5 protein-coding genes are annotated in these 14,011 nt (G+C 43.1%); 2 read left to right on the top strand and 3 right to left on the bottom strand.

Features of this window, described 5'->3' with window-relative positions:
- Positions 1 to 337: 337 nt before the first annotated feature.
- Entirely contained in the window at positions 338 to 3,544 is a 3,207-nt protein-coding gene (locus LU361_RS16800; protein WP_233090089.1) for an extracellular metalloproteinase, read from the top strand.
- A 155-nt stretch (positions 3,545 to 3,699) separates the two neighbouring features.
- Here the strand turns inward: LU361_RS16800 and LU361_RS16795 are convergent, their stop codons facing one another.
- The 3 genes from LU361_RS16795 to LU361_RS16785 form a co-directional block, all read right to left on the bottom strand.
- Positions 3,700 to 4,848, bottom strand: a complete 1,149-nt coding sequence (locus LU361_RS16795; RefSeq protein ID WP_233090087.1) for a DUF2891 domain-containing protein — start codon at positions 4,846 to 4,848, stop codon at positions 3,700 to 3,702.
- A 484-nt stretch (positions 4,849 to 5,332) separates the two neighbouring features.
- Complete coding sequence (locus LU361_RS16790; protein ID WP_233090085.1) at positions 5,333 to 8,395, bottom strand: chemotaxis protein CheB; 3,063 nt, start codon at positions 8,393 to 8,395, stop codon at positions 5,333 to 5,335.
- Positions 8,396 to 8,656: 261 nt separating this feature from the next.
- Positions 8,657 to 11,284 carry a sensor domain-containing protein gene (locus LU361_RS16785; RefSeq protein ID WP_233090084.1) on the bottom strand — a complete coding sequence of 876 codons (2,628 nt, stop codon included), beginning with the start codon at positions 11,282 to 11,284 and terminating at the stop codon, positions 8,657 to 8,659.
- 412 nt (positions 11,285 to 11,696) lie between these two features.
- Between LU361_RS16785 and LU361_RS16780 the strand changes: the two genes are divergently transcribed.
- Positions 11,697 to 13,994 carry an ATP-binding protein gene (locus tag LU361_RS16780; RefSeq protein WP_233090082.1) on the top strand — a complete coding sequence of 766 codons (2,298 nt, stop codon included), beginning with the start codon at positions 11,697 to 11,699 and terminating at the stop codon, positions 13,992 to 13,994.
- Positions 13,995 to 14,011: the final 17 nt, after the last annotated feature.

The following is a 14,011-nucleotide window of genomic DNA, read 5'->3' as shown; positions in this document are numbered from 1 at the left end:
CCGTTATTGAAAATCAGAAAGTTCTTTGGTTGAGGACAAGAAGATAAAGTACGTTTGCTGTCTGAACAAAGATTTTTAATCGATAATTTTTTAAAAAGGTATTTAGAGCATTTCACTCGCATCAATACAAGGATGTTAATGAAAATTCTGACTACAATTTCTTTTGATTGTATTTTTAAGAAATTTGCAGTCGCAATATTTTCGATAAGTCCTTGTTCACGTAAAGCGCTGAGTTAATCAGTGCTTCTCATAATAATAATCCCAATTTTAATTAAAAATAATTCAGCGGAATTTTTCGTCAAACTGCTTTGATCAATACTAACCTTTGGAGGTGTTTGTGATACACAATGCCATGACGTCTCGCGGGAAAAAGCGTTTCAATTTTCCCCATAAAAAATCGTTTAAAATTTTATCCTTGTCATTATTAAGTTTAGCGATATCCAATACCGTGTTTGCACAAGTTGGGCAAACAACCTTTAATCGAGACATTGATAACCGCCCTACCAATGTTCCTCGTACAGCTCAAAAAGCGCCAAGTGCGTTACAAATGCAGGCCATTAACGCAATGCGCCAGCAGTCTCCGAATTTAATGACGACATTTTCTGAATTCGGTGCAACTCGAACACTGACCAATGCCATGGGCAACCTTACCGGGCCTTCGGCGAATGCCGGAAATCCAAACGCGGTTGCGCGAGCGTTTGTGAATCGCAACATGAATTTATTGGGCTTAGTGCCCTCAGACGTTCGAGCCATGCAGGTTACGGATGTGGTCGAGTCGATCAGTGGCGTTACGCACTTTTATTTCGGCCAAACATTCAATGGTGTTCCGGTTTATAACGGCCAAATGCAAGTTCACGTCACCAAGGCGGGCGCGATCAGTCACGTGAATAACGGATTTATTCCAGAGCTGGCAAAATCGATCAAATCCATGACACCTGTGATCAATGCGCAAAGCGCGGTCAGTAATGCGGCGCGGGAATTAAATATTCCAATGACCAATCAACCGGTGATGATGGAAGCACTTTCTGATGCTCAATCGTCAGTGATGATTAGTCAGCAACAGTTATCACCAAAACCGTTTAAAGCCAGTTTGGTTTTGGTACCGATTGCACCAGGCAATGTGACGCTCGCTTGGAATTTTCAATTCGAAATGGATCACGCGTGGCCGAATGTAACCATCGATGCAGAAACCGGCGCTTTGCTGACCAGTTTTGATTTAATGAAAGACGCGAGCTACCGCGTTTATCCCGAACCCGTCGAAAGCCCAATTCACACAACACCACTGCCACCGAACGACGCGCGACAATTAGTCGTTGATCCCGAAGATCCAACGGCTTCACCTAACGGATGGTTTAATGCCGGCACCAATATTATGGTGGGCAACAATGCTCACGCCTGTGCCGATCGCAACGGCAACAACGCCTGTGATACGCCTGAGGTTGCCTGTGCATCAGGACAAGTGTGTGATTTCCCTCTGAATTTAAACAGCGATCCGGTCAACTCCCTGCCCGCTGCCATCACGAATTTATTTTACTGGAGTAATTTAATTCACGATGTGCAATACCAATACGGCTTCGATGAATCCGGCGGTAATTTCCAGGAAAATAATTTCGGACGCGGCGGCTTTGGTTCAGACTCCGTCAATGCCGAAGCTCAAGATAACGCTGCTGGCGGCTCAAACTGTAACGCCAACTTTGCCACACCCGCAGACGGCAGCAATCCACGTATGCAAATGTTTTTGTGTGACGAAAGCAATCCATCGGCAGACGGGGATTTCGATAACGGCGTTATCGCCCACGAATACGGCCACGGTATTTCAACTCGACAAGTGGGTGGCCCGAGCAATTCAAGCTGTTTGAACAACAGCCAGCAAGGCGGCGAAGGCTGGAGTGATTGGTTCGGTTTGGTCTACACCGCACGTCCTTCCGATTTAGCAACCGATGTTCGCGGCATTGGCGCTTATTTATTTAATCTACCGCCAACAGGCACCATTCGCCCACAGCAGTACAGTACTGATCCTGCCGTTAATAACTACACCTACGAATCCGTGCGCGGTTCCGTTATTCCACACGGTGTTGGTTCCGTTTGGGCGCAAGCGCTTTGGGAAGTGTATTGGGCGTTAGTCGACGAGCACGGTTTTGAGTCGGATTTAATTAATTTCGATTTAAACGATGCCAACGAAGCCGGTAACAAACGCGCGTTGTTTTATGTTAACGAAGGCCTGAAAAACACCGCTTGTTCGCCAACCTTCACCGACGCGCGCGACGGTATTATCACGGCGGTTGCCAACAGCTTTGGCGGTGAAGATATGTGTACCGTCTGGAATGCATTTGCCGCCTACGGTTTGGGTGTTGACGCCATTTCGGGAGGCTCAAACAGCACTAACCCAACCAACGGCTTTGCAGTACCGGCGCAGTGTTCGTCTACGCCACCACCGGTCGCGCAGTGTTCCGACGGCTCAGAGCCGCTGTATGTGGCGGACTTTGAAACCAGTGCCGACGGTTGGTTTACTGGCTCTAACACCTGTACCACGGGTGCATTTACCTTAGGTACGCCAAATTTAATTACTGCCTCTGGCGTTACAACCCAAGTGGGCGGCGCTTTCAGTGGTAACAGTGCTTGGTTTACCCAACCTAACACCGCAGCAGGTACGGCTGATGTCGATGGCGGAACCTGTGAAGCGTTTTCTCCGTCGGTTAATTTAGCGGGTATTGGCGCGGTTGACATCGAATTGATGTACTTCCACGGCCAGCGCGACGCCGGTGACGATGCTACTGATGGATTCACCATTGATGTGCTTAACAATGGAAGCGTGGTTGATTCACTGGTGAATATTGGCGATGTCGTAAGCAACGCCGCATGGACACCCGCCAGCACAGTGCTTAACAACCCCGGCAATGTGCAATTGCGTGTTCGCGCAACTGACGGTGCTGGCGCTGGCGACTTAATTGAAGCCGGTGTTGACCGCGTTCTATTCTGTGCAGCCGACGCCACGCCTCCGCCACCACCGCCAGCGGGTTGTGTGGTTGAAGAAGACTTCGAAACCGACGCAGGCGGTTGGTCTAACTCTGCGGCCTCAACCTGTTCAACAGGCGCGTTCGTATTGGGTACGCCTACTGAGATCGTCAACGGCGGAGTCACTACGCAAGTCGGCGGCGCTAACAGCGGTATCAACGCTATCTTCACAGCAACCAATACCTCTGCGGGTGTCAACGATGTCGACGGTGGTACTTGTATCGCAGAATCGCCTTCCTACTCTGTACCTTCAAACTCAACGCTGTCGGTGGCTTATTTCCACGGTCAGCGAGATTCTGGCGGTGACGCGGGTGATTTCTTCCGTTTGGAAGTTTCAACCGATGGTGGCGTGAGTTTCCAAACCTTGGCGAGCAATGGTGATACAACATCAAACGCAGCATGGCAGACCGCCACACGCACCATTCCAGGTGGTTCCGACGTGATTATTCGAACCCAGTGTTCCGATGGCACAGCAGGCGGCGACTTGGTTGAATGCGGTATTGATGACGTTAGTATTTGCCCGCTCTAAGTTTGAGCTTTGATCGGTTCAAGGAAGAACTGATCAATTGCGCTAGAGTATAGCTAGAGTAAATTAGTAACAAAAAAGGCGAACCCAAGGGTTCGCCTTTTTATTAAGAGAATAACTGAAAAAATCGTGTTACTAAGTGAACACTCTGATTTCAATTACTCGCCAACACCTCGCTGGGTCTCTAAATAGGCTGCAAAACTGCCTAACCAATGACTCCCCATATAATGCATATCGCCAAAAACCGCATTAAGCCCCGCCGACCGATGCGCTGCTAAACTTGAAGCAAGCACTTCCACTCTTGGGTCATTTTTATCAAGGCCGCTGATGATGCCTTCTAACATCCAGGCTCGACTGATATTTAAGCCATCCAAATGAGCCAGCTTGCCATCTGTTTTATCGGTAACAACCGCCGGAGCAAGCCACCCTGACGAGCGCTCTGTCAACGTTGGGAAAAATTCGCTTAGCCACGCATTAAATTCTTTCGGTTGCAAAACCCGTCGCATTAAATCTGCTTGCGCCAAACACGGCGATAAAAAATCTTGGCCGGAAGGTTCATAAGCCAACGGGCAATTTTTATCATTTAAATAATAGTGTTTCACTTTTTGTGTTAACAACGATTCAAAGCTGGCATTGTTTGCCGTTTTAGCCCAGTCGAGCATTAGGCCGAATGCAAAGGCGGTTTGGCTATGCTCGCCTGTACGTATTGGATAAGTAAGCTTTCCTAACCAGTTCGTCAGCCGCGCAACAATTTCCTCCTCTAAAGGCATTAATATCGCTAACCATTGGCGTGCTTGCGGCAACGTTGACTGACGCAATTCCGCCGTTAACTGTAAAAACCAAGCGAGTCCATAAGGGCGTTCAAAAGCCGAATTGTTATCCCGAACTAATGAAGCTAATTCGCCGTCGATATTGTCTTTCGTAAAACTAATACCGAGTTTTTGGATAATCTCTTCACGGTCGACTTTATCGCCTGCGGTATTTAGCATGCGCACTAACAACCAATGCCCATGTACCGACGAGTGCCAATCTAAACAGCCATAAAACGCCGGATATAATTTACTGGGCGCCTTTACATCTGCTGCGGCGTTCATGGTGTGTTTAACTACATTTGGAAATTCTTGATGAATACAATGTAATGCCAAATTAGAAAACACTTTTTGATAATTGGCATCTTCCTCTACGTCTAGTGCATAACCTGAACTGCTGAATAACGTCGTTACTAGCACCGCTTTACTTGCCGTATAAAATACTTTCCGCTTAGGCAAGAAATGGGTTAAAGCTGCTCTTATTGTTTGGTTTATCATTACGCCTTCCTAAAAAACTAAGGTTCATCTTAATTACTACGCGATACACCACGATTAATTAAAAACACCAATTGGCGCTAAATGTTTAAGAGTTTCTGTAAGTGCTTTTTTGTTACCCTAACATGGGTCTTTTTATGATAGTTATAGCCAGTAGTAGACGAACTTTGCCAAAAACCACTCAATATGAAGGCGGCAAAGTGTTGGAAGAGCGTTGTTGGAAAAGCAATAAGATTTGCACCCAAAGACAGAGTTTGTGCTTCTGCCTTTAGGCTGGCTAACCTGAGGAACTGTATTGAACGGTTAGATTGAATGGTTAAATTGAACGGCTAAATCAAGGGGAACACGGAAACATGACCATACAAGAAATTGATTCAGGCGAGTCACTTTGTGTGACTTTTAACCTGAATCAATCCGAATTGGTCTGAGTTGATCTTAATGACCTATGAGTTCGCCTTTCTACTGTAACAATATCGATAAAACCCCGCTATTCAATCCCAATTTCTTCAAACACAGATTGAAGATTTCGACGCTCTAAAACGTAGTCGATACTGCGTTTTAACAGCTGGCTATTGAGTTCGTCTTTGCTCAAAAAATCGAACGCTTGAGTTCTTAAAAAGCTCGCATCCAGACCATTTTCTGAGTAACCCGACAAGATCACGATAGGCACACTAATTTCTTGTGTTTCTAATTCTGCAACAAAATCCTTGGCCGTAAAGTCTTCAAGAATGTAATCGACCAAACACAAATCAATGGTGTTTTGGTTGATAATTTCAACAGCACTTTCGATGGTTTGTGCCGTAAATACGGTGTATTTTCTGCCGGGAATTTTCTTTAGCAACTGACAAATATTGGCCAAATCCAATTCTTCGTCATCTATTACCAACAGCGAAATATTACCGATGTATTCAAGCAGCTTATTGGGTCGTCCCGACGTGGTAAAATAGCTCAGCATTTTATCGTGAGTATTTTTGAGCGATTTTTCGATATTTTTCTGCTTGGTGATATCGGTGAGTGTAATCAAGACGCCCGCTTCGGATTCCTCATCAATGCTTTGGAACGGAATCAGGCGAACCAAGATTTCGTGGCCAATGTAAGTGGAGCACGTCTTTTCAATCTCAACGCGACTGCTGCTGACTTTCAGAATGTCTGAGAAGAAGTCTTCATAACTCAAGTCGTGTGAAATATGATGGAAAGGTCGACCGATATCGGACTCTCTGACATTAATGTAATTGGTTGCGTACGATGTGTATCTGCGAATGGCCAATTGATCATCCAAGAATATAATGCCAATTTTGGTGGCATTAACGACGCTGTCTAAGTCTTCGTTGGCTTCGGTTAATTCAATGATTTTTTGTTGATACTCGCTATTAACGGTATACAGTTCTTCGTTAACAGATTGCAATTCTTCGTTCGTGCTTTGCAATTCTTCGTTGGCAGACATCAACTCTTCATTCGCCGATTGCAACTCTTCGTTGGTCGTCTCCAGTTCTTCAATGGTTACTTGCAGATGTTCTTGCTTTTTAATCAGTTCATTTTCTAGGTCAATAATGCGTTGCCGCGACTGTTCGGAAGCGTCAAAGGAAATCTTTTTGTTGGACGTATCTTTTTGGATTTCTTCTTTTTGACTGACAAACTGCAATAGGTAATGCCGGGCTGCATTGGCTTGATCACTGTCGGAAACGACCAAAACCGATAAATCGATATAAGCCGGATTTTGAGATAAATCACCCACGGTGACATCTTTATAAAACACATCGGAATTATTTTTTTCCGCCCGATATAACGCAGTAGAAACTGCAACGCTTAAGTCATCAATAATAATATCTTTAATATTATTGCTGACTTTACCGTGACGAATGCCTTTGGTGTATTTTGAAACATCGCCGTACACATGGATCGCATCGAAGGACTCATTCAACACAATACAATCGGGCACGTATTCTTCAACCAAGCGTTCGAGCACATTCACAATGCCGGATCTTGTGCCGTTATTGCCTTTCATGGCTCGAATAACCCGCGTTACGGGCGACATCACGCGCGATTCTGAATTCGACGAGGTATAGCTGAGCGAAGGCGGATGATTGCCAAGCGGAATGCGAGCATTACTGATTTTGACAAAAATACGCGCCCGCTCATTGACCGATTCAAAATGAGTTTGTAAATCGCCCAAGGACTCCGAGGTTCCCAAAAAGAGGTAACCACTGGTTTTGAGGGCAAAGTACAACGATGACAATACTTTTTTCTGTGTGGCGTGCTGGAAATAAATTAAGACATTGCGACAACACACCATGTTAATGTTTGAAAACGGTGGATCATCAATCATATTGTGCACGGCAAAAATTACCATTTGCCGAACTTTAGGTTTCACACAATAGGTGGTTTCTTTGCGATCAAAATAACGCTCTAAACGCTCCAAGCTAACGTCTTGAATAATATCGGCGGAATAAACGCCAGAGCTAGCATTGGCGATGGCTTCTTCATCGACATCGGTGGCAAAAATTTTGACCGAAATATCAAGCCCTTTACTTCTCAAATGTTCGTCAAACAAGATTGCCAATGAATAGGCTTCTTCGCCCGACGAGCACCCCGCCACCCAAATGCGAATACCTTCGCGGGTATCCAGAGAATTCTCGATGATATCCGGAATGACTTGAGTATTTAAAATCGAAAATGCTTCTTCGTCACGAAAAAATCGCGTAACGCCAATGAGCAGTTCACGACTTAAAATTTGCAGCTCTCGCGGAGATTCCAACAGCAGTAATCGGTAAGCTTCTAAAGACTCAAGCTGATTAACACCAAGTCGCCGCTCGATCCTTCGGGCAACAGTGGACGCTTTGTAATGAGAAAAATTAATCGACGACTGCTGTTTCAGTAATTTAAAAATTTCATCTAAGGTTTCGTCTTTGAAACTTTTCGACAGTTTCGCCTCAGAGTGATCGCCAGAAATGGAAGGATGGCGGATAAATCTCAAAATACTGTCACCCATTTCGCTTGGCGGCAATGAAAGGTCCGCCAAACCGGTTTTGTAGGCACTGATCGGCATGCCGTCAAATTTAGCGGAATTTGGCTCTTGAACAATAATTAAGCCGCCGGATTCTTTAATTGCTTTAATACCGCGAGTGCCATCAGAACCGGTACCGGATAAAATCACGCCGATGGCTTTATGCTGTTGATCTTCGGCCAAGGCACGGAAAAATATATCAATCGGCATATGCGGATGATTTGCCGGCATTTGATCGGAAATCAGCAATTTACCTTCAGCCAACAACATATTTTTTCGTGGCGGCATTAAATAGATGGAATTCGGACGCACCAAAACGCCGTCTTCAACGGGAAAAATAGGCATGTTCGTATGTTTTGCCAAGAGTTCTGGCATCATACTTTTGAAGTCTGGCGACAAATGCTGAACCACGATGTAGGCAGCGTCGGTTTCTGGCGGTAAATTACCGAAAAAATCCGCCAAAGCTTCCAATCCACCAGCAGATGCCCCAATTCCAATATAATAAGAAGGCACAATTTCTGTAGAAAGATCTACTTTGTTATTCATGCTGGCCCTATGTAGGATAAATTTCACTCATTTTTAGCACCGAATGAATCATCAATAACGGTTTGTTATTTAAAGATTCTATAATGACAACAAATACTAAAAAATAAATAAAAATGATTGAGTACTGATTGTTTAAAATCAGTTACCAAAAAAGATTGTGTTGATTGTAAGTTATTCATTGGGATAAAACACGTACGTTTAATCCGAAAATTACGCTTATTTAATGAATAGGCTATTAATCTTTTGTCAACAATCAAGCGGTTACGATCGATTTTTTAATAAATGACAAATATCTTCTAAGGGCATAGGTTCGTAATAATAAAATCCTTGTTGAACAAAGCAGTTGTTTGCCTCCATCCAAGATTTAATCTCAATATTTTCTACCCCCTCAGCAATCACATCCATCTCTAACGTATGAACCAGAGAAATAATCGACGACACGATTTTTGCATCCTCTGGATCATGAATTACATCATTAACAAAGGTTTTGTCTATTTTGACAATTTTAATGGGCATGGACCGTAAATGAGACAAGGACGAATAACCGGTGCCAAAATCATCCAAAGCAATAGAAAAGCCCAATTCTTTTAATTGCGCCAATGTTAAATTTGCCAGTTTCGGATCATCAATAAATGCCGTCTCGGTAACTTCCAGGACAAAACACGCCGGAGAAATTGCGTATTCAACGCACAATTTTCCGAGGTATTTTACCAGATCTCGGTTTCTAAACTGTTTAACTGATAAGTTAACCGATATTTTTATATCCGACGCTTCAGTAAATTGCTCTCTTAATTGATGAACGTCTTTAAAAACCTTTTCAAACAACCACTCAGAAAATTCGTTGATTAAGCCAGAATCTTCGATCATACGAATAAACATATCTGGATGAATGTCTTCCCCCAAAGGCGAAGACCATCGCGACAGTGCTTCTATGCCCACAATATTTCCAGTAACCGAATGAACTTGCGGTTGATAAACCACGCGAAAATCGTCGTTAGGGGATTCGCGCAAACTTTTTCTTAAATCGATTAGCAGATTGACACTTTTATCCAATTCAGGCGTGTAGAACTTGTATTGATTTCTGCCCGCCTCTTTTGCTTTGTACAAAGCAGCGTCGGCTTGACGCAGTAACGACTTTGATCGAGTGTGGTCGTCTTCACCTACGGTGATACCAATACTGCACGTCACATAAACAGACTGCTGCCCTAAAATGAAAGGCTCGCTGAACGAATCAATTAACTTTTCTGTGGCGGTTGTGATGGATTGCACATTGCTGATGTTCGTCATAAGAACGGTAAATTCATCGCCACCAATACGAGCAATGGTATCCACCCGCCGCAAACAACTTCTTAACCGTTCACCCACTTGCTTTAGCAGTTCATCGCCAAACTCGTGGCCTAATGTGTCGTTAATTTGTTTGAATTTGTCCAAATCAATAAATAGCAAGGCAATGGCACCAAAGCGCTTGATGCCATTAATAGCAACTTCGAGACGATCGTTGAAAAAACTTCGATTAACCAACCCGGTTAACTGATCGGTTTCAGCAATGTCTTTTAATTCACGTTCTTTTTTCAGGTAATCGGTAATATCCTGAACGCTAATCACAACACCGTTGATGCTGCCATCTTCATAAAATAAGCTGCGAGCATCTAAAGTAACCCAAGTAATGCGACCCAACGGGGTTTTTAAACGTAACTTGTTGCTGTATCGACCTTTGGAACTTAAATCGACGCGAATGGAATTTAAGGTGCCTTCTAAATCATCACTGTTGATGCCATTGATCCAACCCAGCCCGTAACATTCATCCGGTGTTAAATGACAGTATTCGCACCAGGCGTCATTGACATAAATGCATTCCCAATCTTTGTTGAGCTGAATTAAACCGACGGGTGCATAGTTAGTAATGACTTGGTATCGCTGTACGATAGAGTGGTAGTCGTTGGATATAATTTTATCGTCAACAGAATCGCTAAAGACAATGCCTCGCACGACTCTTTCAGAAACCACGCAACGAATTAGATTAACGTTAACAACGGATTTATCACCCTTAAACGATGAAATAAGCACACCGGGAAAGTGCGAACGTTTTGCGCAAGAATCCGAGTTAAAAAAGGTATCGTCTGCCCGCCGATTATTGGCAACCAACGCTTGAATTAAACTCGAATCAGACGTTATAAAATTTTTGATTGGTTTGCCAATCGCTTCTGAATGAGATAACGCCAACAATCTAAGAGCACTGTTATTACAAAATGTTATTTCACAGTCGTCATTAACGAAAACAACACCATTAAACAAGTTATTTAAAATCGCCAGCAAACTGCAATACTGGCGGTCATCGAACACAGCGGGATAAATATTCGATAGGCTCGTTTGTTTTTCAGTTTGCAAGATCAACGCGGCAGACGATAAAAACGGCCTCAAACTGACCAACTGCTCTTCTTTTAACTCCGTTGCGGTATTGCATAAACAAAAAACGGCGCAAACAACGTCGGAAATCTTCAAGGGGAAGCACGCCAGAGAATTCACCGTTTTTTCTGGCTCAGGTATTTTTACCGGAATTTCAGAATTAGAATAAAAGAAATCTTTATTATTCAAATAAGAAAGAAGCGAAGGTGAAACCCCAGCACTGCTGACGCTACTCTTAACAATTCGAAGCCGGTCTTTATCAATAATACAAGAAGCAACCAGCTCCCAAGTTTGAGGAACGTCCGGTGTAAGGTTTTTCGTGCGGACGTTGGTATCAATATAAATGAAGCCGTAATCCGACCGATAAAAGTTCATCAGTTGATCCAAACAACTCAGCAGCACTGAATCTGTATCCAGACTGTCAAGGAAACTGAGTCCTCCAATCTGAGACGCTTGGGTCAGTAATTCTCCCTCATAATGCACTGTGCGCACCTATCCCAATAAAGTATATTTTTTTTATAGTAAACACACCCTAGTTCGTCAAAAAAGCGTCAGTCTATGATGAAATAAATTTACAAATAAAAAGATTCATCCAATTCCATTCAGTAACGATATGAATATAAAAATCAAATAGACATTCTGGTTTCGAATTAGCAACCTCAATTATTAGGAAAAAATTGAAAAATTAACAATTTAACAACAAATTACCGCTGTTAATTCTTCTGAATTGAGTCGGCAATTCCTCGGTACTGTTTTTTGTAAATTCTTAGACAAACACAAGGTGGCAAACTTAGGTATGCATAACGATTGACTTTGAGTATGATGTCAAAATCTTGACCTAATTCTATAATTCCCGCCGATTTCTATTCTTACAACTTATATAAAGGAAAAAATTTTGGAAGAAAAACACAACGCCCCGATTCAGTTTTTCTCCAGTAACAGAAAATCTGATCAAACAGACCTCGACCACTTAAATTCACTTGACGAATTTTTTTACAACCAGCAAAAAGTCACGCTCGATAACTGCGAAAAAGAACCTATTCATTGCATCAACACCATTCAGTCCTACGGCGTTTTATTGGCAATCGATATTGATTCACGCCAAATCGTAGCAGCGTCGGATAATATTGATAAATTAATCAACCTAAACACAACGCAATCCAATCAAACCCTTGAAGACGTTTTACCGGTTATCAACGAAGTACTGAATCCCCATGTTGGAAAATCTCAAGGCGTGCACTCCATCGTTGCGGACATCAGCATCGAGAACAACCCGTTCCAGTGCATTTATCACGAACAGCAATCGCTGGGATTTTTGGAGTTTATCCCTCAGGTAGATATCGAAACCCGTGACATCCGCGACAACTTAACCGTTCTCAATAACGCCACCAGTAAAATCATGGCAAGTGATACCTTTCAGGAGGCGATGGATTCGGCGGCGAAGGCAATACGAACCATTACGCAATTCAGTCGAATTAAGATCTACCAGTTTCAACCCGACTGGTCCGGAAAAGTGGTTGCTGAATCTTGCGCTGATCACATGGCTTCCTTTATAGGATTGCTGTTTCCCGCGTCTGATATTCCCAGACAAGCTAGGGTAATGATGTCTTTATTGCCTTTTAGAGCAATAACCAGTGTTGAGAAAGACAGTATTTCAAATATTGTTGCGGTCGGTAATGAGTCTGAACACGCTCTGGATTTGACGTTCTCTCTGCTCAGAGGCGTCTCGAATATGCACCTTGCCTATCTTCGCAATTTTGGGGTCAAGTCTTCTTTTACGACATCATTAATGTATGACGACAACCTCTGGGGTTGTATTGCTTGTCACCATGACGAAGAAAAATCGATACCGTTCGACACCTGGGGAATTGTGAATCAATTGGCGATTACATTGATGTCGAAACTGCGCCAAATCGACGCCAAAAAAAGTGCTATTACCATCAACAATATTCGCTTAATCGAAGAAGGTATTAATAACAGCATTATTTCGGGCGACGATTTTGAAAACTCCATTCATCAAGTGTTGCCTGAATTAAGAGAGTTTTTGAACAGTACAGGCATTGTGTTCCAATACGGAATGAAAACTTATTACGATGGCGAAACACCCGACGAAGATTTTGTTGAAGAGTTGGTAACCTGGTTACGGCAACAATACGCCAGTAAAAATGAGTCGTTTTCAACCAACGCTCTCCACCAACATTGGCCGCGCGCGTTGGATTACATTGATAATTGTTGCGGCATTCTTTACGAGCAAATTCACCTTAATCAGATTTGTCACCTAATTTGGATAAGACCTCCAATTGCAAAAACCGAGCATTGGGCAGGTGACCCCACTCAGAAACAACTGGAAAAACAACCGGACGGTTCCGATACGTTAATGCCTCGGAATTCGTTTTCAAAATGGGTGTCGGTGCACAAGGATTTATCCGATGACTGGACAACAACGGATACTCACGCAGCAAAAGAAATTCTGCTGCGCATGTTTAATATTGTCTCTAGCCAAATTGAGCTAATTCAGCACAATAAAAACATGAAAACTTTCTCTTACGCCGCAGCGCACGATATTAAAGGACCACTGAGATACATCAGAATTGCCGCCGATACCATTGGTGAAGAAAACAAAAAAATCAATAATAAAACCATAGAAAAAATGGGCAACGAAGCGTTGAAGTCGGCTAATCGGTTGAGTAAGTCTATTGACGCTATGCTGGATTTTTTGGTTATTGAACAACAGCAAATTAATTTTTTACCGATCGATCTCAACAGTGTTTTGGATGACGCTTGGGGAATTTTAGGCCCTAAAGAGGAATGCAATCTTATTGCCGAACAAGACTTACCGAATGACTTGCGTGGAAACTATGATTTACTAGTGACGCTTTTTCAGAACCTTTTCAGCAATTCAATCAAGTTCAAAAAACCCGATTCTGAACTGCATGTCATTGTCTCTTCACAAACGGAAAATGACGATATCACCCTATTTGTCACAGATAACGGAATGGGCATTAAGTTATCCGATAAATCTGAAATATTCGAACCGTTTAGACGAGCCTCAAGAAGTAAAAATATTGAGGGATCCGGCCTCGGACTAACCATTTGTCGACAAATCGTTCAACTGCACAACGGTACCATTCACGTCGACAACGATTACCAAGACGGCACTCGAATTGTATTAACGTTCCCCAAGGTTGGTTGATAGTGAGTCTGTAATTG

The sequence above is a fragment of the Sessilibacter corallicola genome, from assembly GCF_021290925.1.
Classification (GTDB): domain Bacteria; phylum Pseudomonadota; class Gammaproteobacteria; order Pseudomonadales; family Cellvibrionaceae; genus Sessilibacter; species Sessilibacter corallicola.
The sequence above is the reverse complement of the archived record's forward strand: the minus strand, read 5'-3'. Positions and strand labels throughout refer to the sequence as shown.

Bases quoted from the DNA above. Each gene is read 5' to 3' on its own strand.
- LU361_RS16795 (WP_233090087.1), bottom strand. From the start codon at position 4,848: ATGATAAACCAAACAATAAGAGCAGCTTTAACCCATTTCTTGCCTAAG.
- LU361_RS16790 (WP_233090085.1), bottom strand. From the start codon at position 8,395: ATGAATAACAAAGTAGATCTTTCTACAGAAATTGTGCCTTCTTATTAT.